Here is a 24,676-nt window from a genome sequence, read left to right as displayed (position 1 = left end):
TAATTTCAATGAGAAATGATAAGGCATGCTTTGGCATGCCTTTTTTATGTGAGAGTGATTAGCAGTGAAAACTTTGAATATGAAAATATGGCCAAGAGCAGACCACTTTAGATTTTATCAAGCGTTTTCGGAGCCATTTTTCAATATTACAGTTGAATTAGAGCTTGGTAAGTTACACGCGTGGTCGAAAGCGCGCAAAGTGCCGTTTTCACACTGTTATTTATATTGTTTGTCACGAGCGATAGATGCTTATGAGCCCATGCGCTATCGAATTATGGGTGATACGGTGGTGGTGACTGATGATGTGGTTTTGAGTACGGTGTTTTTAAATGATGACGAGACCTTTCGCTTTGTGCCATTGAATAAGGGCACCGACTTATTTGAGTTCTCTCAAAGTACGGCGCTCGCACAACAATTCCATTCAAAACAGCCCTTGATTAACGATGTATTTTTGTCAAGGTCCACTGATTTAAACCAGGTGTATGTTTCCATTTTGCCTTGGTTCAAGTTTTCCAGTTTTAGCCATGCCCGTACAGTAAGAGATGTAGAAAATGGCATTCCAAAATTTGTATTTGGGAAATATGATTCTATAACTAATACAATACCGTTAAATATTGAAGTCCACCATGGCCTTATGGATGGGCTTCATGTTGCTAAATTCCTCACGGAAATTGAGGTTCAAATAGTGAAAGCAAGTAAAGAATAAGCTCGTTTTTTAGTCGTTTGAAGCACTCTATGTTTGTTGGTGAATAAATTGCAATAATTTTTTTAGAGTTAATATTTCTACCCTTTTAAAATCAATAGGTTGCATTTAAAATTTACCAAAATAATATATCCATTACAATATTTTGTACGGTTGTAATAAATTGTAAAGAAGATTGGTTAAGTGCTTTATAATCAACGGCTACAGGCGCTGGGGTAGAAAATCATTGTTAATTTTTTGTTTTCTATCGAGTTTATTTTTTCTTGTCAACAAAAATTGTTTTGCCCGTGAAGTTGACACATGGACTTGCATTTAGCATTATTGGACAGTTGATATCTGTTAAAAGATATCAGGGTTGCTCTTTTAAAGAGTGATAAAATTATAAAAGTAACATTACTTAATTGGTTGGGAACTATGTCTGTTAAAATCAGAAAGAGTCTTGTAGCTACAGCACTTTTAGGTGCTACAGCATTTGCAAGCAGCAATGTGATTGCAGATCCTTTGAACGACGTACAAAAAGTAGGTCAACAAACTCAAAAGGCTGCTCAAAAGTCTCAAGAAAAAATCGACAACATTTTCGGTCAGACGCAAGAATTGGTCGGCGAATATCGCAGTGTTGTAGACGAAACAGAACTTCTTAAAGTTTATAATGATCACGTTGAACGTTTGGTTATGGACCAACGTGCAGGTATCGAATCTTTCGACCGTCAAATCGGAACTATCGAAAAGACCAAACAAGACGTTGTGCCTTTGATGTATCGCATGATCGATACGCTTGAGCAATTCATCAAAGCGGACGTTCCGTTTGATACTGAAACTCGTATGGGTCGAGTTGAAAAACTACGCGGATTACTTTCTAACTCAAAAGTAACGACTTCTGAGAAGTTCCGTCAAGTTCTAGATGCATATACAATTGAAACTGGTTACAGTTCAGGTATTGCTGCATCACAAGGTTCTTTAGAAATCAGCGGAAAGAATATTAACGTTGACTTCGCGCGCTTAGGGCGTATTGCCTACGTTGCTCAATCATTTGATATGAAGCACGCTTGGGTATGGAACAACGATTCAAAGCAGTGGGATGCATTAGGTGAAGAATACCTTAAGCCGATTAAAGATATGATCCGTATCGCTCGTAATCAGGCAGCCCCAGATCTTGTTGCATTACCAATCTTTGGCGCGGAGTAATATAAAAATGAAGAAACTATTTAAAGGTTTTGCAGTTGCTGCAGCACTATCTGTTTCTGCAGGTGCCGCGCTTAACGCACATGCAAACACAGAAGCACTAGACAAAATCCTTCAAGAAGTTAAGCAGTCGCGTATTTCTGAAGGTAATATCAACAAGAAACGTGAGCAAGAGTTCTTATCAGCACGTGCTGATAAGCAAGCTTTGTTTAACAAAGCGAAGCGCGAACTAGCTGCTGAAAAAGCACGTGGCGTTCGTTTAAACAAAGAATTCAAGCAAAACGAAATTACACTTGCTGAGAAAGAAGTTGAACTAAACAATGCAACGGGTACGCTTGGTGAGATGTTCGGTGTTGTTCGTCGTTCTGCATCAGAAGCAATTGGTTCAATTGAGGCATCTTTAGTTAGTGCTGAAAAACCAGGTCGTGCTGAAGTACTTCGTTCATTAGCAGCAGCAAAAGAGCTTCCGACTACTCGTGAGTTAGAAGAGCTTTGGATTGCTTTCCAAACTGAGATGACTGAATCTGCAAAAGTTTCTACTTTTGAAGCACAAGTTGCTGAGTTAAGTGGTGAAGTGAAGGTTAAGCAAGTAACTCGTGTTGGTAACTTCAACCTTGTAACGAAAGACGGTTATGTACTATACGATGCGGCAAATAAAGCAATCGTACCTTTAGGTAAACAACCTGATGGATACGTACTAAATCAAGTTAATGAACTACTAGGTACTTCAGCTGGTTCATATGCTAAGTTTTATGTTGACCCGACTCGTGGTTCAATTTTACGTTTGAACACACAGCGTGCAACAGTTGAAGAGCGTTGGCATCAGGGTGATACAGTTGGTTATATCATTACTGTATTACTTATTATTGGTGCGTTGTTAGCGCTAGTTCGCTTTATTGATTTAATGATCGTTGGCGGCAAAATGAAAGCGCAAATGAAAAACATCAATACACCTAACGCAAACAACCCGCTTGGTCGTATCTTGAAAGTTTACCAAGATAACAAGAACCAAGACGTTGAAAACCTTGAGCTTAAGCTTGATGAAGCTATTTTACGTGAAACACCACGTGTAGAAGCTGGTATCAACATTATCAAGATTCTTGCAGCTATTGCACCTTTACTAGGTCTACTAGGTACGGTTGTAGGTATGATCATGACGTTTGAATCAATCACGTTATTTGGTACAGGTGACCCGAAAATCATGGCAGGTAACATCTCTCTAGCGCTAGTAACTACAGCACTAGGTCTGATTGCTGCTCTACCTCTAATCCTATTACACGCTATCGTTTCAGGTCGTAGTAAATCTGTACTACATATCCTTGACGAGCAAAGTGCTGGCATCGTTGCAGCACATGCGGAGAAGGAGAAAGCCTAATGCTAGTCCTGATGGAGACCTGGGAATCTATCAGGGATTTTGTTGGCACAGGCGGCCAAGTATTATACGTGGTCGCGATAGCACTCTTTCTTATGTGGGTTTTAATGATAGAGCGCTATTGGTTCCTACTTGCTGAATACCCGAGAATGAAAGCGGATATTGTAGCTAAGTGGGACGCCCGCCAAGACACAACGTCTTGGTACGCACACAGAATTCGTGATGCATGGATTTCTGAAGCGTCTGAGAAATTAGATGAGCGTATGTTGATTATCAAAACATTGGTAGCTATGTGTCCATTAATAGGCTTACTAGGAACCGTAACAGGTATGATCACAGTTTTTGAAACTATGGCTACCCAAGGTACTGGTAACGCACGTTTGATGGCATCAGGTATTTCAATGGCAACGGTACCAACGATGGCTGGAATGGTTGCGGCACTGTCAGGTGTTTTCTTTAGCACTCGCCTTGAAGCAAGAGCGAAAATGGCTAAAGCAAGCCTTGTGGACAGTCTGCCACATCACTAGAGAGAGAAATAAATATGGCACGTAAACAACGTTTTCGTGAAGACGAAGAAGCAGCAGTAGATATGACACCGATGCTAGACATCGTATTCATCATGCTGATCTTCTTCATCGTTACCACTTCTTTCGTGAAAGAAGCAGGTATTGAAGTTAAGAAGCCTAAGGCTGCTCAAGCTCAACAGACCAAGAATGCTAATGTCTTTATCGCTATCCGTGAAAATGGTGAGATTTGGATGGATAAGCGTCAAGTAGATGTTGAGCGTGTTAGTGCGAACCTTGAAAGTATCATTGCAGAACAACCGACTGAAACCATCATTATCCAAGCGGATAAAGGTGCTAAACACGGTGTAGTTGTGAAGGTAATGGACCAAATCAAGGCGACTGATGACGGCCTTAAGATTTCAATTGCTGGAGCTAAGTAATGATTCGTTTTCTGTTTTCACTGATTGCAGGTGGGGCAGTTACTTTCGGCTTGTTCTTTTTTATGTCTTATTTGATCTCCGGCGGTGCCGATAGATCAAATGAGCAAAAAGAGCAGATAGTTGTCGAAATTTTGACGAATCCGCCTGAATCAGAGGTGCAGGAGCGGAAACGTGTTCCGCCTCCACCGCCACCTCCACCGAAGCAGCCGCCTAAACCGCAGCCGCCTCAACCTGAAAATGCAAACCCTGCAGCAGGTGCTATTGGCTTTAACATGCCTAGTATCAACTTAGGGGGAACAGCTGGTGGTCTTAGTGGTCCTGGTGCATTTGGACGCGATGGTGATGCTACACCTATCGTTCGAATTGAGCCTAAGTACCCAACACAAGCTGCGCGTGATGGTAAAGAAGGTTGGGTACAACTTTCATTTACAATTAACGAGCTTGGTGGCGTTGATGACGTAAAAGTTATTGCCGCAGAGCCAAAGCGTATATTTAATCGTGAAGCGATTAGAGCGTTACGTAAGTGGAAATACCGACCTAAAATTGTTGATGGAAAGCCACTGGTACAGCCAGGGTTAACTGTTCAACTTGACTTTAAACTTAACCAAGATTAAGGAGGCAAGAAATGACGCACTTAAAGAAAGCTACAGCTCTTGCTTTACTTATGTCTTTATCAGGTACTGTTTACAGTGCAGCTGCTGTTGCAGCACCTGATTATGCTAAGATTGAAGAACGTAAAAACGCCAAGACCAAAATCATGGGTGAACGTACAGGTAAAAAAGTGGTTAAAGCTTTTGACTTGTACAACGAAGATAAAGTTGATGAAGCAATCGCATTGCTGAAAGAGCTGGAGCCTTCAAGTGATTTTGATAAAGCAACGGTTAATCGCTATCTAGGTAGCATGTATGCGCAAAAAGAGAACTATGCTGAAGCGATCAAATATGGTCGTTTAGCAATTGCGCCTGATGCACTGAACTTCAAAGATCAAGCTGACTTATATAAGTTACTAGGTGATTTATTAGCTGGTACTGGTAAGTTTAACGATGCGATTAAATCGTACAATGACTGGATGGACTTTACTGGAGAAGAAGACAGTAAAGTGTATGCGCGTATTGCTCAGGGTTATTATGAACTTAAGCAATACAACAAAGTTGTTGAGCCTGCAGATAAAGCTATTGAGCTAGAAAAAGAACCTAACAAACAATATCATATGATAAAGATTGGGGCGTTCTTTGAGCTTAAGCAGTATCAAGAAGCAGTTAAAGTTGGTGAAACTCTCGTTAAGTTATTCCCTGAAGATCCGCAGATGTGGACTCGTTTGGGTTCTTTTTACATGCAGACTGAACAATATAGTAAAGGGCAGACTGTGATGGAAATAGCGTATAAAAAAGGCTATTTTGAAAAAGAAAACCACTACAAGATCTTAGGTAGTTACTATTCTTTAAACGAAATTCCTTATAAAGCGGCGATTGTGTTTGAAAAAGCAATCAAAGAAGGGAAGATTGAGCGTGTTAAAAAGAATGTAACGGCGGTTGCAAGTTACTTTCACCAAGCTAAAAACTTGATTAGTGCAGCTAAGTACTATGAAGAAGCAGCAAAGTTTGACGATGATGCTGAACTTTATAGGAAAGCGGGTAGTCTTTTACTTTCTAAGCAAAAATATAGTGCTGCAGTTAAAAAACTGAATAAGGCACTAGAGTTAGGCACTGATAAGAAAGGGATGACATACTCAGACTTGGCTGAAGCTTATTTGTATCAAGAAAAATACAAAAAAGCATACCAGTCTATTGTTAAAGCACAAGAAGATCCTAGAACTCGCAAGTTTGCAAGAGGTTGGGCTACGTTTATTAAAGACAAGGCACAACGCAAAGGCGTTAAAATCTAGAAATAGAAGCCCCGAAAGGGGCTTTTTTATTGGCTCTGTTTTAATACGATAATATTATGAACCCTAAAATTACTTACCTTTTAACAACCTTGATGCTGTTAGTTGGCTGTGATGCTCATACACCTGCGTCTTTGTCTTTTAATGATGTACGCAATGAGCTTAAAGCGAACAATCGCGTGCTTGATGGCCATACAAAGATGGATGACATCATTACGTTACCATTTAGTGAGGCTTACTTAGCGCGCCGGCATCATTTGTATGGATCGGTTGCTGTTGATGTGTTGACGCAAGCACAGCAACAAGAACTCGAATTTCTTCAAATTCAGGAACGCTACCCTGAGCGCTTTTTACCTTGGCCTGTACAAGTCAATATGCTCGAGAACTTAGGCACTAACAATGAAAAATTAGCTGCATGGTCACACTTAGTACAGACGCGATTGCAGCAAGCGATAGACAGTAAAATTTATTTATCTCGCTATGAACGTGACAGACTATTGCGATATATCACGACGACAACGCCTCAGGTAGGATCAATAGTGTCGTTAGAAACGTATTTAGACACATATAAGCCCAGAACAGCTCTAGGTTTGTATCAATTGCCAAATGGTAAGGAATGGTATCAAAGTAAGCTAAATTACTACTATGGCCTTACTAAGGCACCTAGTAAAACGCTCAATGTAGTTCAACAAGCATTGGCGAGCCAAGGAAAAAAGAGTTCGATTGATATCGATGATAGTAATGGAAGGCATTTTACACTGCATTATTTACAAGCGCACTGCCAGCTGATAAATGGGTTAAATTGGATTGATAGTTATATCAATTTACCTGAAACGGCACGCCACTGCGCATTCAGTATTAAACCAGATACAAAGCACTTGATTTTGGCATTAATGGAGATTGACCTCGGGATTCATTATCAAGGTTGGTCACACAAGCAGGCGAGTGTTACTTTGCAAGCGCGGATAAAACTCGTTGATGAGCAAACAGCGGCACTGATTGAAAGTGTGCTCTTATACCCAGGCAGTATTTTCTCTTTGGCGAACATCGCTGGCTTTAACTCACTTTAGATTGGCATTGATGGCATCGCTGAGTAGCCGCATCTTTTTTGAGTTCTTCGTACGTTAGTGGTACTTCACAGTCACAACAATAGCCAAATTGACCAATGTCGATTTGGCACAGCGCGGCTTCTAATTGCACTAACCGTTGGTAACGTGGAAATTGTTCAGGAGTCACTTTACTTGCAATAAGGTCAAGCCAATCTGCGGGCGCGTTTTGTTCTAATACTAGCGCGAGCTCCCCTGTATATGGATGCTTTGATTGCTTTAGTTCCAATAAAAACCGATTGCGAACGAACTCAAGCTCATTCTTCAATTGAAGTTGATAGTTTCCAGTTTGTTCTGTATTCATAGTTGCTCTCCTGTGAACAACTATTATCATCAGCTTTAGTCAATTATATTATGATTTGAATCAATACTTGGCTGTTTTGCGTATTTTTCTAACACATTCACAACATCTTGTTTGGCTTTTAAGGTTTTTATTTCATCAAATAACTCATGGGCTTGTGGGTATTGACGCTTCAAATAGCCTAACCATTGCTTTGTTCTGGATGAAAAGTATTTCTCGTTAGACGCTGGGTCTTGGTGCATAGATGAATGCAGTATATGATAAATAATATGCTCCCATTGCAGTGGAGTATAGTCATACCCTTGCATTTTAGCTTTAATTTTTGCCGCTAAATCAGGTGTTGCAAGCGCACCTCGGCCTAACATCAAATCTTTACAACCACTGCGTTGTTGACACAAGAAAGCATCTTCAACTTGCCAAATTTCTCCATTTGCGACAACTGGTATTGAGAGCCTAGATAATAAGGGAGGGATCTTTTCCCAATAAGCAGGTGGTTTGTAGCCATCTTTTTTGGTTCGGGCATGAATCGCTAAACTAGATGCGCCAGCACTTTCAACGGCATCAATAATCTCGCTGCTGTTACTGTCATCATCGAAACCCAGTCGGATCTTAGCACTCACTTGATGTTCGCTTGGTACTGCGTCACGTACGGCTTTGATGATTTGATACATTTGCTCTGGTTCTTTGAGTAAAACAGCCCCACCTTTACTTTTATTGACCGTTTTAGCTGGGCAACCAAAATTTAAGTCAATGCCATGAGAGCCGAGCATAACGGCTTTTCGGGCATTATTCGCCAAAGCATGTGGTACCTGCCCTAGTAGCTGAATACGAACGGGTGTGCCAGCGCGTGTTTTACCTTTATTGAGCAACTCAGGGCAATAGCGAGTGAAAACGCGTCGTGGAAACGTTAGGTCGACAACGCGAATGAACTCGGTGACACATAGATCAAAGCCGCCAATGTCAGTTAATAACTGGCGCATTTTAAAATCGACGACGCCTTCCATAGGGGCTAACACTAGTTTCATCAGGTTACTTCATACAGCAAAAGGGCGGCCATTTTAAACGACTCTGTAGAAGTTTCTAAGTACAAATTTGCTTTTTTTGAGTTTTTAGTGAAAGATTTTAGTAGGGCATATGGTCTATTCAATGAATCAATTATTTCACAGAGAGAATCCAGCATGAACACAATTAAGAAAAACTCTATTGCATTAACACTAGGTGCGGTTGTTGTAGGTACTACGAGTTTAGCTGCTCCAGAGGCGAGCGCTAACCCATTTGCATTTGAAACAATGACTGCGGGATACCAGTTAGACGCTGGAGAAGGTAAATGCGGCGAAGGTAAATGTGGCGGCGACGCAAAAGGTAAAAAAGAAGGTAAATGCGGCGAAGGCAAATGTGGCGGAGACGCAAAAGGTAAAAAAGAAGGTAAATGCGGCGAAGGTAAATGTGGTGGCGACGCAAAAGGTAAAAAAGAAGGTAAGTGTGGTGAAGGCAAATGTGGTGGTTCACACTAAGAAAATAACACTGGGGTAGCGCTGGCTGCCCCAATTGAGGAGAAAAGATGCTGCAGTCCCAATTAGGAAAAGTCGGCCTTGGTTTAAGGCGAGAGATGTTAGATGACTTTTTACTTTCTCCACCGTCTGAGGCGCAGTTTTTTGAAGTGGCACCAGAAAACTGGCTTAAGATGGGAGGTAAGTTTGGTCGCCAGTTTAAACAATTAACACAGCGGCATCAGTTTATTTGTCATGGTTTATCACTCTCGTTAGGGTCACCGAATGCTCTTGATGTTGCTTTTGTTAAAGAGTTAAAAACATTTTTTGATGAGCATAATATTCTGCTTTACAGTGAGCATCTTAGCTACTGTTCCGGTAGCGGGCATATGTACGACTTAATGCCTATTCCCTTTACTGAGGAGGCGGTAACACATGTTGCGAGCCGTATTCGGCAGGTACAAGATATTTTAGAGCGAACTATTGCAATAGAAAATGTCTCGTACTACGCAGCGCCGGGTCAACAGATGTCAGAGCAGGACTTTACTTTAGCTGTTTTAGAAGAAGCAGACTGTGACTTGTTATTAGATGTAAATAATATTTACGTTAATAGCGTAAACCATCAATATGATGCGCTTGAGTTCATGCGTGCAATGCCGCAAGCGCGCATAGCGTATGGGCATGTGGCAGGGCATTTTGTAGAAGCAGAAGATTTACTTATTGATACACACGGCGCACCGGTTTGTGATCCGGTTTGGGATTTACTGGATAAAACATACCAATATCATGGTGTATTTCCCACTTTACTAGAACGCGACTTTAATATTCCCGACATTGTAGAGCTTAGGGGTGAATTAAATCAAATTCACAGCCTGCAGGCCCAAGCACAACTTAATACGAAAGGGGTTGCATAATGTCATTTGCTGAAGTGCAACAAGCATTTATGGCCCACATTCGAAACCCTGAATTAGTTGCTCGGCCAAAAGGTGTGTCAGAACGGCGAATAAAAATTTATAACGAACTGTTTTTTAATAATATTGAAGGTTTTGTTGCGTCGGCCTTTCCAGTATTAAAAAGCCTGTATGGGCGCAAAGATTGGCTGGCATTGGTACGGCAATTTTTTACTGTACATAACTGTCAGAGCCCCTATTTTTTGGAGATTAGCCAAGAATTTTTATCGTTTTTACAGCATAGTTATGAGCTGACACCGAACGACCCTGTCTTTATGCTGGAGCTAGCGCACTATGAATGGGTAGAGCTTGACGTATCTGTGTGCCTAAGTTCAGACAACTATTGTGCAATAAGTGATTGGCAGACACAGCCTTTATACTTAAAAGACACCGCCCGTAATTTAAGTTATATCTTTGCGGTTCATCAAATTAGTGAGGAATTCGTGCCACAACAGCCAAGTGAGCAACCCCATTACTTTGTGGTATATCGGGACGCAGATGAAGAGGTGGCATTTATTTCTTCTAATCCGATGACGGCTTTACTGCTGAACGTGTTAGAACAAAACCCAGGGATTGTACTGCCGAAGTTAGTTGATGCAGTGTTGACTCAGGTCCCTCAGTTTACGTCTGAACAGCTAAGTGTAGGTGCACAACAAACACTCAGTGCAATGGCCGAATTAGGAGTTGTTGCGTCAAAAAACTAACATTTACATCTTTATTGACTATAGTAGATCGATTATCATGTGCTGCGTTTTGTCGTGCTAAAAATTAAGGTAATTACTATGTCTGAAGGTGATTTCAAAGACCCATTTAATGCAACATATTTTTTTGCATTTTTAGCGGTGTTTGCAGTGGTAGGGTGTTTAAATGGGATTTTAGGTTGGATCAGCCTAAGCGCATAAACCCAATCACATTGTTTATATCATAAGGCTGCCAATGTGCAGCCTTTTTTGTTGTTTGTTTGAGCACTCAAACGTATTAATTTGATAAACATAGCAACGGGCATTTCATGTTCAGCCATTCTTGTTATAATCACTTCTTTGATAATTTATTTAACAAAGTTTCTTATTATGACGAAAGCTAATTTGTCTTTAATTGCAGACAGTATTGTAACTATTCCAGATTACCCTAAGCCTGGGATCATGTTTCGCGATGTAACAACGCTACTCGCTAACCCTGAAGCACTTAAAGCAACCATCGATTGCTTTATTGAGAAATATCAAGGGCAAGGGTTTACAAAAATAATAGGGACAGAATCCCGCGGCTTTATTTTTGGTGCACCTTTATCGTACGCATTAGGTATTCCATTTATTCCAGTACGTAAGCCAGGCAAATTACCACGTGAAGTGATCAGTCAATCTTACCAATTAGAATACGGTGAAGACACCTTAGAGTTACATACCGATGCAATCGTAGAGGGTGATAAAGTACTCTTAGTTGATGACTTACTAGCAACAGGTGGCACAATTGAAGCAACCGCTAAATTGGTAGAGCGCTTAGGCGGTAAGGCAACGGATGGCGCGTTTGTTATCTCATTACCGGGCCTTGGTGGCGAGAAGCGTATTAAAGAACTTGGTATTAACGTGTTTACGTTGGTCGAGTACGAAGGCGAATAATATGAGTTATCAGGTCCTAGCTCGAAAGTGGCGTCCACAAACCTTTCATCAATTAGTTGGCCAAGCGCATGTAAAGCAAGCACTGGTCAATGCACTCAATGAGCAAAGGTTGCACCACGCTTATTTATTCACTGGGACCCGAGGCGTTGGTAAAACGACCATCGCCCGTATTTTTGCAAAAAGCCTTAATTGTGATCAAGGGATCACGTCTAATCCGTGTGGACAGTGCAGTAGCTGCCAAGATATCGAAGCTGGTAAGTTTATTGACCTCATTGAAATCGATGCAGCGTCACGCACAAAAGTAGAAGATACACGGGAAATTTTAGACAATGTACAATATTCACCAACAAGAGGCCGATATAAGGTTTATCTAATAGATGAAGTACATATGCTGTCAAAGCATAGTTTCAATGCATTGCTTAAAACGCTTGAAGAGCCTCCCGAGCACGTTAAGTTTTTATTGGCGACAACCGATCCACAAAAGTTGCCAGTCACGATTTTATCGCGATGTTTGCAATTTAATTTAAATGCATTGTCTCAAGGTGAAATCACCGCTCAGCTAGAGCACATTTTACCGCAAGAAAACGTGACCTTTGACGAGCAGTCGTTACAAATATTGGCCAAAGCAGCCGATGGCAGTATGCGAGATGGCCTCAGTTTAACAGACCAAGCTATTGCACAAACCAATGGTGACTTAAATGTGGTTGCAGTCCAACAAATGCTCGGACTGATGGACAGCCGCCATGCTTTATTCTTATTGTCAGCTGTTTTATGTCAAGACGGCGAGTTATTACTCACTGAAGTCGCAAATATAGCTGTAAAAAATGGCAATTTCATTAGTGTTCTAGATGATTTAATTGCGCTATGTCATGTGATCCAATTAGCGCAGCTTGTGCCTCAGGCCGTGCAATTTAGTCAATTTGAAGAAGCTGATGTTCTCGCTATTATGCAGCAAACTGATGCCCATCAGGTACAACTGTTTTACCAATTATTACTCAATGGTAAAAAAGACTTAAAATGGGCGCCAGAGCAAAAACTGGGTTTTGAAATGGTGATGCTACGTTTGTTGGCGTTTGAACAAAGTGATATATCACAATCAAGCACACCATCCACAGAACACGTCACAACAAGTAAGTCAAAGGTAGGTGATTTACGTGCGTTATTTAATAAGCCAGCAAAACAACAAAGCCAACCACCGCAGCCCTCTGTATCCGACTCTCAAGCAGCATCTCAGGTAATACAGCCACAAGTTGAGCAGCATACGAAACAGCAAATAACAGAGCAACAACAGCAGCATGAAGTCACTGCACCTGCAATCGCTGAACATGGCATGATAGAGCACACCTCGGTTAACCAAGCTGCGGCTTTTGAATCAGCAACATCTAACAATGTTAATACAGTTGATATGCACTCTCCAGAGTTGTCAGCTAATGCACCTGACGTAGTTGAAAGCTTTGCAGCGATCCCTGCGCTGGATAAAGCATTTATTGGACAGAATAATGACCAGCCCGCTGAACACAGTGCAGAACAGAATATTGCAAATGAATACAGCGAGCTAATGTCGCAAGCGGTTGAGCTAGGGTTTAGTGAACCTCAGAATACTCAACAGCCTGCAGACAATAGCAATACTCAATCGTCTACAGTGCCTCAGGTAGAGGGTGATTCCTTACAAGCTAAGCAAGCGAATGCGAATTCGGCAATTGCTAAAATATTGCAAAATCGCAATATTTCTGGGGCAGGGCAACTTTTACAGCCAAAAGGCGAAGAGCTAAAAAAGCCGACGGCGCATAGTGCGCCGCATACACACGAGCATAAACGTGCGGTTACTGTTGAAAAATCTGAAAAGAAAATTCCGTTTGCGCAAAAGCATCAAACGAAAACTGAAAATTTAGCACCGGAACTATTAGAGCAAATAGCGCCTGTGAAAAAGGCAGAGCAACCAGAACCAGTTGCTCAAGCAGTCGAAATACCTGAAGATTTTACCAGTCCAATTAGTGATATTCGTTTTGCTCATCAACAAGATGAATGGGCACATTTAATTAAGCGAATGGGGCTTGGTGGTAGAATGCGACAATTTGCGTTACATTCTATTTTTAATAAAGAAAATAACAGTATTAAGTTGGATGTAGATGCGTCGCAGCAACACTTAGACAGCGCAATTTTACGACAGAAATTGATTGCTTCATTAAGTGAAATATACGGGTATGAAGTTGAGGTAGACATTGTGTTTGCCCCAGGCGTAATAGATTCCCCGTTTTTGATTCAGCAAAAAATAGACGCACAGCGCTACCAGCAAGCTGTGGATGTTATTAACCAAGATGAGAATGTCGTGCAGTTCGTACAAGAATTTGCTGCGATCATTGATGAAAATACGATTCAGGCGTTGTAATTCGTTACAATAGCCCTTATCTTTTAGCCAGTTTTGATTTGATGTAAGAGAGAAAGTTTATGTTTAAAGGTGGAATGGGTAACATGATGAAGCAAGCGCAGCAAATGCAAGAGCGCATGCAAAAAGCCCAAGACGAAATTAAAAATTTAGAAGTAACAGGTGAAGCCGGTGCTGGCCTAGTTAAAGTGACTATGTTAGGTAGCCACAATGTGCGTCGTGTTGAAATTGATGAGAGCCTAATGGAAGACGACAAAGATATGATTGAAGACTTGCTGGCAGCAGCGGTGAATGACGCAGTACGTCGTGTAGGTGAAGCGTCAGAGAAGAAAATGGCCGACGTAACAGGCGGTATGCAACTACCACCTGGTATGAAAATGCCGTTTTAATAATTTGGATTGATATGAACGCCCAAGCTAATGCTTGGGTTTTTTTGTAGGTTATTTTAGTAGAGGAAGATTTATAAAAAACTTGCTTCTGTATTAGGGTTTGATTCATTATTGCAGTCTGCATATAGTTTAGTGCTTTGAACGTATGCATTGTTACTTAACAATAGCCTCGGTATATCTTACCCTCTTGATTTACAACTTGAGAGCGGACTGTTTTAAAGACTGAACTTTAACTTAATAAGATTAAATAATTAATTTCACATGGTGATATTTTTAAAATATCATATGTCGATTTTTGACTTTATGGAAGAGGCAGTTTATGAATTTTAAGTGTGTTTGGTTGCTCTGTATTTGTATTCTTTTTGGCAATACAGCTGTTGTAGCGAGTACAGATTTACAGTGCTCTATCATGGAAGTAGCAAAAAACGTTAATGTACGTTCAATGCCAACTAAGAATAGTAAGAAAATAGGATATTTGCAGGTTGGGCAACAATATGTTGAAACCGAACAGCAAGGAAATTGGAGTCGTGTTTGGTTTAAAAATAAACAATATTGGGTCTATAGAAAGGGTTACTTAAAGTCTGTATCGGGGCAATGTGTTCAAATTATGAATACAGAGACTGGCCATGTTAATGTCAGAGAAAGTAGCAACAAATATACGCAGAAAATAGGCGTGGCTCCTGAAAAATCTTTGTGGGCATTACAAGCGAAAGAAGGGATGTGGGCCAAATTATGGTATGACGCTAAACCAGCATATATACATACAAAGTATGCAAAAGATACCAACCCACTTTTAAAAGATGTAATCGCAGACCCTAACTTCTTAAAATGCTTAAGTGAAAATCACACCCGGGCTTCAGATGTTACAAGTATAAATTGTGCACGAAGAAAAATTGAATCAACTCGCGGTATAGAATTTTTACGTTTACTTATTGAAGCCAGATTAAGCGGTAATCAGATTAAAGAAATTGACACTAAACATAATATTAGATTAGAAGTATTAGACCTTTCAGTAAATCAACTTTCGTCTGTAAACGTGACGGAAAATCCTGAGTTAGTAGAATTGTCTGTTACTTATAATGAACTTGTGGATATTGAACTGTCTAGAAATCAACGGCTTAAAAATTTATCAGTAGCCAACAACAACCTGCAAAAAATAGATATAACAAATAACGTTCATTTAGTTGAATTTTACGCAGAGTATAACGAGCTTACAGCACTTGATGTTAGTAAAAACCTAAAACTAAATAATCTAGATATCAGTAATAACAATATCGCTGAGGTGGATTTGAGCTTGAATGAAAACCTCAAGACTTTAATCGTTGAAAGTAATCAGCTTCAGGAACTTAATGTTAGAAATAATTTAGAGTTAACGTCGATTCTTGCGAATAACAATTTTCTTAATGAAATAGACGTTTTTAATAATGTTGAATTAGTCTTTTTTTATGCTGAGCATAATGCGCTGGAAAGAATAAATGTAGAAAACAATAAAAAGTTGGTCAGTTTATTTCTTGGGTTTAATGCGTTAGCTGAAATAGATGTGAGCAATAATTCTGAACTGAAGAGGTTTAGAGCGCATGTTAACCAGCTAACAAAGATTGACTTAGCTGAAAATAGTAGTCTGATAGAGCTAGTACTAGATAGAAATAAAATTGAGAATATTGACTTCAGTAACAATCTTGAGTTAGAAATTATCGGTCTAGAGCGTAACCGAATTTCACAACTTGATATAAATAACAATATTAAACTTAGGTTGCTAGGGATAGATGAGAACGTAATTTGTGTCGGTGCTCGGTGTGTAATAAGAAAAGTGTGGATGAAGTAGCTATGAAGAAAAATCCTCTTAATCCCGAGCATGCCGCCTACTTTCTTTTGCAAAGAAATAACGCTGATTAGACTGTTTATGACGTATTGGTATGTGTTTAATATAATTAAAATTAAGTTAACAACAAGGAATATATTTTGAAGTTTGTATGGGTGTTAATTACTGTATTGAGTTTAAACGCATTTGGGTTGACCTATAAGTCAGATAATTTCACGGTGGAATATGATGCAAATGTGTCTAAAGAAATAGTCGCAAAACTTGCGACGCAAATAGAAAAAGAGCGGGCGATTGTTTTGAACTATTTGAATCAGTCGACAAGCTATCATGGTACGCCAATCAAAGAGCCGCTCATTGTTTATATCTCAAAGAAAAAACGTATACCTTATCAAGATTGGAATACCATCCATTTACCAGAAAAAAGAGTGCTTCAAACATTTTCTGAAGAAGTATTATCAGAGAAAGTTAAAGGGACTAACGCAGGGCTCGCCGTTATTCATGAGCTGACTCATGTTTATGCTGTGAGTGCGTATAGAAAGCAGAAGAAAAATGGCTATGAAGATAGGTTCTTTGATGATGGAATTGCGGTATTTTTGCAGCATAGATTTGGTGCTGTGCCTGAGTACCCTGATTTTGGCCACGACCTTTATCGTGCGGTTGCCGTGGCAGCAACGGAATATGGCCAGCTAATTCGCCTTGCTGAGGCTGAAAACGTCAGGCACAGTGCTAAAACGGGGTTAGGTAGAAAGCTGGCTTATTTACAAGAGGGGGCTTTCACGCAGTTTTTAATCGAGCGATTTGGACTGACTACTTACCTCGAAATATATGCTGGCGCAGACGTAAAAGTGAAAACAGGGTATTCATTGATTGAGCTTGAAAAGCAATGGGCGACGTTAATATCGGTGTTTATGCTATAACGGCTGTACTTTGGTCGCTTATACTAATATATGAATCGTTCAGCTATTAAAATAGAAGCGCTTGTAAAGCAAAGGTACGCGAAGGCACAAAGGTGAGAGAATGTTATGCTGGTTCTTTTTTATTTGTGTATTCCTTACAAGTTACTACGTTGTGGTTATTTTTTTATTATCATTTATAGAAAAAGAATATGGGTAGGGACTCATAAGCATCTACCCAATACTTTTTTAATAAACTTGCAAAAATACAGCGTAACTTAACCCAAATACAATGATAATTATGTGAAATAGTTGCTCCGAATTTTCGAGAGGGTTGAATCTGCAATTATTATGTCTACGTTACAGCGCATTGGCTTCATCTGTATTATGCTCTTTTGAACTACAAATTATCATGGTAAGTAATGCACCACAGCATAACGCCCACGCAATATAAATAAGCCCTTCAAAATTATCATAAATGAATGTCCAAGAAGTAATAGCAAAAACGATATAAGCCATATCCTCTAACAAGACCAAAAGGTTTATAACCGTCATGTAGATAAAAATCCAGTGAAAAACTCCATCAAAGTGAGTTAGCTCAACACTTTTTGAGTTGGAGAGCATACGAGAAAGTTGTACTCTAAAAATTAAGACTAAAGTGAGCGCAACGCTAAACAATGCATTTGTGCCATAGATGAGCAAGCTTTGTAGAATGGCGTTGTCATCTGGTGTAACTCTATTTATTAAGCCAAGTTCAAATACTATTTGGTTAGCTCCTGTTATTAGTAAAATAAACCCAGCTATATGTGCCATATTAATATTTCTTAAGTATATGGCATAGGCAGTACACATACCCAATAAAATTAAATGCAAAGGAGTGACTATACGATCATCCCAGAGCTGAATGTAAAAAATTGCCACAGAAGCGATACTTAGCAAAATCAAGTGTGAAAGTTTCATTATCTATCCTTGTGAATCAATGAGGGGAACCGGAGGTGATGAGATAGATATTACAATCGCAGTCGTAGCTCTAGGGCGTTTAACAGGCACCGTACCTCCTGAGATTAAAACACAAGATTGCTTTGTTAGTTCATTTTCGGTTAACTGATTTAAAGCCGTTCGAGACTGTTTTTCATGTATGGCAGTAGGTCTCGGTGGCTTATCAGGTACTGAGCCACCCGATACCAAAGTACTAGCATTACCCGAAAGTAAGTATTTGTCAGCGGTTTTACTCGACTTCCCATTTTCCTTTATTAAAAAAATCATAGCGCTAAGAGTCTTTAATAGGTTTGTATTTCTCATTGTTCTTCATCCTGTAAGCGAGAGGTTTTTGTACGATTAACTTGATCACGAATTCGTTTAATTTCATTTAATAGCGATCCTGAGTCTATCTTACAATACACCAGCCACATGAAAAGCTGTTTCGAACGAATATCACTTACACCTAGCTCATAATTAATGATTGTTTTTCTATCACAGTTAAGTTTTTTTGCCATTTTATCTTGAGAAATAGCCGCATTGACGCGCATGGCCCGTAAATCATCTCCATTTATCACATCCTTATCCTTTTTATGAATGGGTAGAAAAGGGGTGGTTTTCCACATTATAAGAAGAGCATAATATTTACAAATGGGTTAAAAGTAAACATTTTATTTACATGGTGAGTGGTTATGACTTTTAGTTTTGAGTGTAAAGTGAGGAGTTGTATCGAAGCTGACACGTCTTTTTGATGGTGGACTTGCGGTATTTTTGCAGCATAGTTTGGTGCTGCGCCTGAGTACTTGTGACAGAGCTCTTGTAACTGAGTATCTGCACTTCTGCCTTAGCCATTTAGCCCTTCAAAAGAGGGGCTGATACATGGTGCTTGTTTATTTTTTACACGAGCGCTTTGTCATTATTTATCACATGTCTTCTGTTAGGTCATTTAGTGTTGGTTAAGTCTGGCTCACTGATCTCGTTTAATTGTATCTTCAGTCATTGATTTGATATGTTATATTGTATCTATATTTGGAAGGATACAATGATAACATGGCAATTAAACCACATAGAGATAAACGCTTTTCATTTTATGAAATTGATATCAATGGGTATAAAGCAGTAGGGGTATTGGCACTTTATTCACATCAAGACGCACATGAAGGAAGCTCGTCAATACGTCTGCTAGGGCATGAAGCGGTGAGTGTCTCGCACGCGCTGGCTTTGCGAAAGTCGCTGACGCAGTCTGCTAACACATTACCGCCTTGCATGTTAATTGCTGATATTGATTTTAGCGTACTAGATTGGCACTCGCAGTGTACATTAGTGAAAACATGGTTTGAGCCGAGTGTGGGGGGGCGTGGTAAAAGCAAACACCGAGTGTATGATATTAATAACGAACAGTTGCAGTCTAGGTTGCAAAATACGTTATTACAGCAACAGCAGCTGTTGATTGCTGACGGACATCATCGTGTATTTGCAGCGAGTTTACCCGGTAAACATAAGATTGACTTGCCAATATGGGTCACCTCTAAAACTCAAGCATGGGTTGATAGTTTTACTTTGCAAGTACACTTGTCAGCGCCAGTGAGCGTTGACTATATTGATCAACATTTTAGTCAATATGACATTACACGCACGGTTGATAACGCCACATCTCACTATATGTTACAGACAAATGGTCAATCTTATCCGTATTGTCTTAATAACGACGAAGTAGGTCCAAGTACATTGCAGATATATCAGTCTGACTCACTTAAAATTCAGCGGGTTATTCGCTGCGCCATCGCTGCATTACCGCAGGTACTTTATTGTCAGTCAAGTAAAGAGTGTCACAAAGACAGCAGTGGGCTATTTATGCATATTGGTATTCAAGCGCCTTTAGTGTCTGATATTTTTAATGCGGCGCAACATGGAGAGTACTTTCCTGAAAAGTCGACGTATTTTATACATAAACCCGTATCACAAGCGGTATTAGAGCGTATTACAGTTGATTGTGCCTAACGCATTGAGTGAGCAGTGTGAATGTGCATGATGGATATCATGCACATAGTTAGCGCTCTCGTACCTTACGTTTCGTGTGAGGCCAATTTTGAAAGTAGCTTTATAACGCGGTCATTGTGCTCTGGTAGGCCAATGGTAATGCGTATAAATTGCTCGAACCCAGATTCTTTCCAAGGCTTTATCATGATCCCATTTTCTAAAAATATATCTGCAACATGCGTTGCTGGTTGACGCACATTGATAAAGAGAAAGTTTGCAAGGCTTGGTGCAACAAAGTAGCCAAATGATTCTGCTTCACTGCGAACTCGCTCTCTTTCGTTGTTAACCAAGTCAACGGTATCGTTTAAATAACTGCTATCTTCCAGTACCGCGATAGCCGCCGCTTGTGCGAGGTTGTTGACATTATATGGGGTCCTCACCCGATCTAGATAATCAACAATATGGGTGTCAGACATAATACCGTATCCTACACGCAGCCCAGCTAAGCCATATGCTTTTGAAAAAGTACGCAGTATTGCAAAGGGTCGATTTTGCTTTTTGAGTATTGCTAAGCTATCAGCGAACTTATGGCTGTTGTTAGCGAATTCACAATAGGCTTCGTCAATTAAAATAAAGGTGTCTTTCGGGCAGGCATCAATAATATCTTGCAATCCAGCATCGTCTAACGTGCATCCGATAGGATTTGAAGGATTGGCAATCATCAGCATTGTGAGGTTAGGGTGTGCTTTAATGGCACTTACCCACGCTGTGACATCGTAGTCGAAGTGCTCATCCATTGGGATGTTGGTCACATTTGCTCCCATCATATTGGCGTAAATGGGGTGTAAAGCAAAGGCAGGTTTGGCCACAAACACAGTATCGGCCTGATTGATAAAAGCTTTACACAGCATAGATAGAATATCTTCTGAGCCGTTACCAATAACCAGATTTTCTCTGGGTACGTTGAGCTTGGCGGAAAGTGTACTTTTCAATTCAGAACATTGGCTATCTGGATAATAACTCATGTCGCTAAGCTTACTTTGCACCAAATTGAGCGCGGCAGTGCTGGCGCCAAATGGGTTTTCATTTACAGACAAATTCACCATATTTTTAGCAGGATACAGCATGTCAGCTTGCACTAACGTTTGACCTGCGCCATAAGCGGGAAGTTGTGCGACTTCTTGCCTGACTTGCTGGTCGGTAAAGGCGATAGAATGCGTGGTTATCATGCTTGTTGTCCTTGTATTTCAGCGGCAGTGTCTAAGCTTTTGACGCGATAATTAAACATCCATAATTGTGATAACGCGGTGACACTTAATCCAAGAGTGAGTGCGTACCAGACCCCATTTATGCCAAGGTTCATATAACTGCTTAGTAGCCATGCGACCGGCAGACCAATAACCCAATAGCCAAGAATCGATAAGAAAAATGCACTTTTAACGTCACCGACACCACGGAGTATGCCTACACCAATATTTTGCGATGCATCAAAGACTTGTAAAACAGCCGCAATCAATAACAGCTGAGTGGCAATAGCAACGACATTTGATTGTTGTAATTCAGTGGCACTGAGAAAGGGGGCTAAAATAAACTCGGGCAGTAAAACATATGTAATTGCTATGACACCCATGATACTCGCACCGAATAGCAAACCAAAGTGGCCAACACGTTTGGCATGGGTTTTGTCAGATTTCGCATGGGCTTCACTGACATAAATTGAACATGCAGAAGAAAGTCCAGCGGCTATCATGAATACAATGTAGACAATTTGGCTCACGACGTTGTGTGCTGCAAGTTCACTAATACCTAACGTGGCGACAAATAAGGCCAGTACGGTAAAAAAGCCAGCTTCAGAGCCATAGGTTGCGCCAATGGGGTAGCCCATATGCCATGTTTTTGAGAGTGACTCTTTGTTTGTTTTCCATACTTTCCATGTGATATAGGGTTTAAGCACCTGATTTTTACAGGCAATGATCACAAACAGAAAAAATGATAGGTAGAGCACGATACAGGTTGCAACCGCCACACCAAGAAAACCTAATTCAGGTAGGCCAAAATGACCAAAAATAAAACCGTAGTTTAATATAACAGTCAGTATTACTGATACGCCCGTGATCATCATGAGCGGTCCGGGTGATTTTAAGCCAACACTAAAATGACGGATGCTTTGAAACCAGAAACAAGGCACTAAGCCCAGCGCAGCAACTACTAAGTAAGTTTCTGTTTGCTCAGCAAGCACCTCAGGTGTGCCTATGAATAGCAAAAAAGGTTTTATATTCGCCATGAGTAAAGCAAATATAACGCCGATGAGTGTACCGATCAGTAAACTGGCATTGAGCAAAGGGGTTATTTTTTCGGTTTGCGCTTTGCCTTCGGCATAAGATACAAGGTTGCCAGTGGCGGTCACAACCCCAGTCCCCATGGTTCTAAATTGGTTAAAAATACCGATGGCTAACCCACCAGCAGCTAAGTCGAGTGGGCTGAGCATGCCTAGCATCACCAAATCAATAGTGGCGATAGCCACATATAATAGATTGGTTAATATCAGCGGGCCAGCGAGTGTGCTGACCTTTTTCAGGTCATCAAATATAGAGGGTGATGTAGTTACCATAATGACACTTCCTCTACTTGAGTACTTGCTTTAGCGAATTCAGCGACAGCACGACCCAAAGCAACATCAGTGATGATCATACCGCTGTTATAGACAAAAATAATGTCGTCTGGGTGGTTACGAGCTGGTTTTTCGCCATTGAGAATGTCAGTGAGTGTGGCATCAACTTCAGGGAGTTCGCCCTGTTCATTGAGTAAGTCGTCACCGGTGACTTTCATTTGTTCTGCATCAGTGGTGATCAATCTATCCGCTTTGTGTAACACGTCTTTGTCGATGCCATAGCCGACTAATATGACGACTGCTCCGGGTTTTAACCATTCATATTTAATGTTTTCTTTTGCGGATAAACCTGTCACAGCGAGAATAATGTCTGCTTGTCGTACTGATGCCTCTAAGTCGCTGGAAACCTCAACGTCATAGTCAGGGTGGTGGTGTTTAAGTTTGTTTTGAACATTAGTAATACCCGCTTCATAACTGCCATGTACCGCTAATTTATTGAGTTGTGGCATTGCGCTCACTAACATGGGTAAAGCAATTTGACCTTGCACGCCAGTACCAACGACGAGTGCGCTGCGTGCGTCTGAAGTGGCTGCTGCTTTTGCGAATAACGCGGAAGTGGCCGAGGTACGCATAGGGCCAAGCTCTTTTACATCCATTAATGCCACAGGGGTACCCGTGCTGTCGTCACATAAAAAGATAAATGAATAGAACTGGTAATTGCCACGACTTCTGTCAGGATCAAACTCATACACGACTTTAAAGCCGACGGTATTACTGGAAGCATCTCGCCCTGCCATACTATAGGCAATGGAACGGCCATCCTCTGGGGCCATGATGACTTTTAGCGGGTTGGCTGAGTCGGGGTGATCGATGGCTTTGAAAGCGTGCTCAACGACATCAATAACTTGCTGATATGGAAAGGCAAGTGACTCGAGTAATGCAGCGTTGAGTATGGGCAAGTTGGTTTGTGTAGTTGTCATAATATGTCATTCCTTTAGGCTTTAAGTTGTTGCAGTAGGTCACTGAGTTGTTGATCTAATTGGGGGTCAAATAATTGATGCTCGGTCATCCATTGATCATTAAATACGGTATCTAAATACTTTTCACCACCATCACACACAAGTACCACAAAGATGCTGCCTGCAGGGGCTGATTGGATAGATTTTAATGCTTCATATATGACACCACCTGCTGAACCACCTACCATTAATGCGTAATGCTTTGTAAGGTAACGCGCGGTGTTAAATGCATGTTTATCTGATACTTTGACACCCAGATCTATCAAGTCGTATTCGATTAAGGCACCAATTTCTGCGCCTTCAGGTGTACCAGTACCTGACTGATGATACCTGGCCCCAGGGCCGCCAAAAATGACAGAGCCGATTGGCTCAACGCCCAATGTTGTAAGCGAATGGCAACCAAGGTCGCGAAGCGCGCGAGTCGTGCCACACAATGACCCGCCAGTGCCGACAGCGCCAACAAGGTGAGTGATATCAGTACCAATTTGATTTACAACTTCTTTGGCCAGTTCAGTATAACCACGGCTATTGGCAAAATTGTTATGCTGTGCCGTCCAAAGCGCGCCTTGTTCTTTGGCAACTTGTTCAGCCATTGCATCACGCACGTCGGTAGCTAGGCCATCATTACCTTCGTCGCTAACACAAACGACCTCAGCACCAAATGCACGCATATTATTAATTTTGTCCTTTGCAGCATGGTTATCAACAAACGCGGTGAAATGATAACCACGTTCAGCGGCGAGCATAGCAAGACCGACACCTGTATTGCCTGAGGTTGATTCAACAATGCGGCCACCTGGTTTAAGTAGGCCGTTTTGTTCAGCTTCATCAAGCATGGACTTAGCCATACGAATTTTGGCGCTGCCGGTGGGGTTAAATTGTTCTAATTTTAAATACATTCGACTGCCATTTGGCAGTACGATGAACTCCATTAAAGGTGTATTGCCGATGCTTTGAGAGACCTTGCGATAGGCCGAAGTTGCTGAATTTTTTGTGCAGTTTTCCTGCGTATTTATAATCATAAATATGCTCCTTATAATGTCTATAAAT

At 40.8% G+C, this 24,676-nt stretch carries 25 protein-coding genes and 1 pseudogene; 17 read left to right on the top strand and 9 right to left on the bottom strand.

Annotation, left to right across the window (positions count from 1 at the left end; genetic code table 11):
* Positions 1-64: 64 nt before the first annotated feature.
* The 8 genes from J8L97_RS05185 to J8L97_RS05150 all read left to right on the top strand — a co-directional run bounded on the left by J8L97_RS05185 (position 65) and on the right by J8L97_RS05150 (position 7,155).
* The gene (locus tag J8L97_RS05185; RefSeq protein WP_211048133.1) at positions 65-706 is read left to right on the top strand and encodes a CatA-like O-acetyltransferase; all 642 of its coding nucleotides are present in this window, start codon (positions 65-67) and stop codon (positions 704-706) included.
* A 411-nt stretch (positions 707-1,117) separates the two neighbouring features.
* Positions 1,118-1,888 carry a DUF3450 domain-containing protein gene (locus J8L97_RS05180; RefSeq protein WP_192507959.1) on the top strand — a complete coding sequence of 257 codons (771 nt, stop codon included), beginning with the start codon at positions 1,118-1,120 and terminating at the stop codon, positions 1,886-1,888.
* Between the two features lie 7 nt (positions 1,889-1,895).
* Entirely contained in the window at positions 1,896-3,260 is a 1,365-nt protein-coding gene (locus tag J8L97_RS05175) for a MotA/TolQ/ExbB proton channel family protein (protein WP_192507958.1), read from the top strand.
* On the top strand, positions 3,260-3,784 hold the full coding sequence (locus J8L97_RS05170; protein ID WP_138593585.1) for a MotA/TolQ/ExbB proton channel family protein: 525 nt from the start codon (positions 3,260-3,262) through the stop codon (positions 3,782-3,784). The genes J8L97_RS05175 and J8L97_RS05170 overlap by 1 nt, the downstream gene beginning before the upstream one ends.
* 14 nt (positions 3,785-3,798) lie before the next feature.
* Positions 3,799-4,203, top strand: a complete 405-nt coding sequence (locus tag J8L97_RS05165) for an ExbD/TolR family protein (RefSeq protein ID WP_192507957.1) — start codon at positions 3,799-3,801, stop codon at positions 4,201-4,203.
* A complete protein-coding gene (locus J8L97_RS05160) occupies positions 4,203-4,817 on the top strand; it encodes an energy transducer TonB (RefSeq protein ID WP_192507956.1) in 615 nt (204 codons plus the stop codon). Before J8L97_RS05165 ends, J8L97_RS05160 begins: the two co-directional genes overlap by 1 nt.
* A gap of 11 nt (positions 4,818-4,828) precedes the next feature.
* The gene (locus J8L97_RS05155) at positions 4,829-6,088 is read left to right on the top strand and encodes a tetratricopeptide repeat protein (RefSeq protein ID WP_211048132.1); all 1,260 of its coding nucleotides are present in this window, start codon (positions 4,829-4,831) and stop codon (positions 6,086-6,088) included.
* A gap of 56 nt (positions 6,089-6,144) precedes the next feature.
* Positions 6,145-7,155 carry a hypothetical protein gene (locus tag J8L97_RS05150; RefSeq protein ID WP_211048131.1) on the top strand — a complete coding sequence of 337 codons (1,011 nt, stop codon included), beginning with the start codon at positions 6,145-6,147 and terminating at the stop codon, positions 7,153-7,155.
* Here the strand turns inward: J8L97_RS05150 and J8L97_RS05145 are convergent.
* Both J8L97_RS05145 and J8L97_RS05140 read right to left on the bottom strand, forming a co-directional pair.
* Positions 7,142-7,495 carry a conjugal transfer protein TraR gene (locus tag J8L97_RS05145; RefSeq protein ID WP_192507953.1) on the bottom strand — a complete coding sequence of 118 codons (354 nt, stop codon included), beginning with the start codon at positions 7,493-7,495 and terminating at the stop codon, positions 7,142-7,144. The genes J8L97_RS05150 and J8L97_RS05145 overlap by 14 nt on opposite strands.
* A gap of 35 nt (positions 7,496-7,530) precedes the next feature.
* Entirely contained in the window at positions 7,531-8,517 is a 987-nt protein-coding gene (locus J8L97_RS05140) for a tRNA-dihydrouridine synthase (RefSeq protein WP_192507952.1), read from the bottom strand.
* A 153-nt stretch (positions 8,518-8,670) separates the two neighbouring features.
* Here J8L97_RS05140 and J8L97_RS05135 point away from each other — a divergent pair.
* The 8 genes and pseudogenes from J8L97_RS05135 to J8L97_RS05100 form a co-directional block, all read left to right on the top strand.
* A pseudogene (locus J8L97_RS05135) lies at positions 8,671-8,997 on the top strand (hypothetical protein); the annotation flags it as partial.
* 56 nt (positions 8,998-9,053) lie between these two features.
* On the top strand, positions 9,054-9,896 hold the full coding sequence (locus J8L97_RS05130; RefSeq protein ID WP_211048129.1) for a DUF692 domain-containing protein: 843 nt from the start codon (positions 9,054-9,056) through the stop codon (positions 9,894-9,896).
* Positions 9,896-10,636 carry a DUF2063 domain-containing protein gene (locus J8L97_RS05125; protein ID WP_211048128.1) on the top strand — a complete coding sequence of 247 codons (741 nt, stop codon included), beginning with the start codon at positions 9,896-9,898 and terminating at the stop codon, positions 10,634-10,636. The genes J8L97_RS05130 and J8L97_RS05125 overlap by 1 nt, the downstream gene beginning before the upstream one ends.
* A gap of 366 nt (positions 10,637-11,002) precedes the next feature.
* Positions 11,003-11,548, top strand: a complete 546-nt coding sequence (gene apt / locus J8L97_RS05120; RefSeq protein WP_192507949.1) for an adenine phosphoribosyltransferase — start codon at positions 11,003-11,005, stop codon at positions 11,546-11,548.
* 1 nt (position 11,549) lies between these two features.
* On the top strand, positions 11,550-13,937 hold the full coding sequence (gene dnaX, locus J8L97_RS05115; protein ID WP_211048127.1) for a DNA polymerase III subunit gamma/tau: 2,388 nt from the start codon (positions 11,550-11,552) through the stop codon (positions 13,935-13,937).
* A 59-nt stretch (positions 13,938-13,996) separates the two neighbouring features.
* Positions 13,997-14,323, top strand: a complete 327-nt coding sequence (locus J8L97_RS05110; RefSeq protein WP_010365021.1) for a YbaB/EbfC family nucleoid-associated protein — start codon at positions 13,997-13,999, stop codon at positions 14,321-14,323.
* A 409-nt stretch (positions 14,324-14,732) separates the two neighbouring features.
* Entirely contained in the window at positions 14,733-16,148 is a 1,416-nt protein-coding gene (locus J8L97_RS05105; RefSeq protein ID WP_211048126.1) for an SH3 domain-containing protein, read from the top strand.
* A 137-nt stretch (positions 16,149-16,285) separates the two neighbouring features.
* Entirely contained in the window at positions 16,286-17,062 is a 777-nt protein-coding gene (locus J8L97_RS05100) for a hypothetical protein (protein ID WP_211048125.1), read from the top strand.
* 336 nt (positions 17,063-17,398) lie between these two features.
* Here J8L97_RS05100 and J8L97_RS05095 read toward each other — a convergent pair whose 3' ends face one another.
* Genes J8L97_RS05095 through J8L97_RS05085 form a run of 3 tightly spaced genes read right to left on the bottom strand, consistent with a single transcriptional unit; the run spans position 17,399 to position 18,594 of the window.
* On the bottom strand, positions 17,399-17,998 hold the full coding sequence (locus J8L97_RS05095) for a hypothetical protein (RefSeq protein ID WP_211048124.1): 600 nt from the start codon (positions 17,996-17,998) through the stop codon (positions 17,399-17,401).
* A 3-nt stretch (positions 17,999-18,001) separates the two neighbouring features.
* Positions 18,002-18,304 (bottom strand): hypothetical protein, encoded by a 303-nt coding sequence (locus J8L97_RS05090; protein ID WP_211048123.1) that lies wholly within the window; start codon positions 18,302-18,304, stop codon positions 18,002-18,004.
* Between the two features lie 32 nt (positions 18,305-18,336).
* Positions 18,337-18,594 carry a helix-turn-helix domain-containing protein gene (locus J8L97_RS05085; protein ID WP_192507943.1) on the bottom strand — a complete coding sequence of 86 codons (258 nt, stop codon included), beginning with the start codon at positions 18,592-18,594 and terminating at the stop codon, positions 18,337-18,339.
* A 472-nt stretch (positions 18,595-19,066) separates the two neighbouring features.
* Between J8L97_RS05085 and J8L97_RS05080 the strand changes: the two genes are divergently transcribed.
* Positions 19,067-20,017: a DUF1015 family protein gene (locus J8L97_RS05080; protein WP_211048122.1), complete on the top strand. Its 951-nt coding sequence runs from the start codon at positions 19,067-19,069 to the stop codon at positions 20,015-20,017.
* A gap of 65 nt (positions 20,018-20,082) precedes the next feature.
* On the opposite strand, the gene hisC is transcribed toward J8L97_RS05080, so the two are convergent.
* From hisC to J8L97_RS05060, 4 genes are read right to left on the bottom strand one after another with little or no spacing between them, the layout of a single operon-like run.
* Positions 20,083-21,225, bottom strand: coding sequence for a histidinol-phosphate transaminase (gene hisC, locus J8L97_RS05075; RefSeq protein ID WP_211048121.1), 1,143 nt, complete (start codon positions 21,223-21,225; stop codon positions 20,083-20,085).
* On the bottom strand, positions 21,222-22,607 hold the full coding sequence (locus tag J8L97_RS05070) for an MATE family efflux transporter (RefSeq protein WP_211048120.1): 1,386 nt from the start codon (positions 22,605-22,607) through the stop codon (positions 21,222-21,224). The genes hisC and J8L97_RS05070 overlap by 4 nt, the downstream gene beginning before the upstream one ends.
* Positions 22,601-23,587 carry an ornithine cyclodeaminase gene (locus J8L97_RS05065; protein WP_211048119.1) on the bottom strand — a complete coding sequence of 329 codons (987 nt, stop codon included), beginning with the start codon at positions 23,585-23,587 and terminating at the stop codon, positions 22,601-22,603. Before J8L97_RS05065 ends, J8L97_RS05070 begins: the two co-directional genes overlap by 7 nt.
* Before the next feature lie 14 nt (positions 23,588-23,601).
* On the bottom strand, positions 23,602-24,648 hold the full coding sequence (locus J8L97_RS05060) for a cysteine synthase family protein (RefSeq protein WP_211048118.1): 1,047 nt from the start codon (positions 24,646-24,648) through the stop codon (positions 23,602-23,604).
* Positions 24,649-24,676: the final 28 nt, after the last annotated feature.

Origin of the sequence: Pseudoalteromonas sp. MMG012 (genome assembly GCF_018100875.1) — a bacterium.
Classification (GTDB): domain Bacteria; phylum Pseudomonadota; class Gammaproteobacteria; order Enterobacterales; family Alteromonadaceae; genus Pseudoalteromonas; species Pseudoalteromonas aurantia.
Note: the sequence above shows the minus strand (reverse complement) of the source record. Positions and strands in the feature narration are given on the sequence as shown.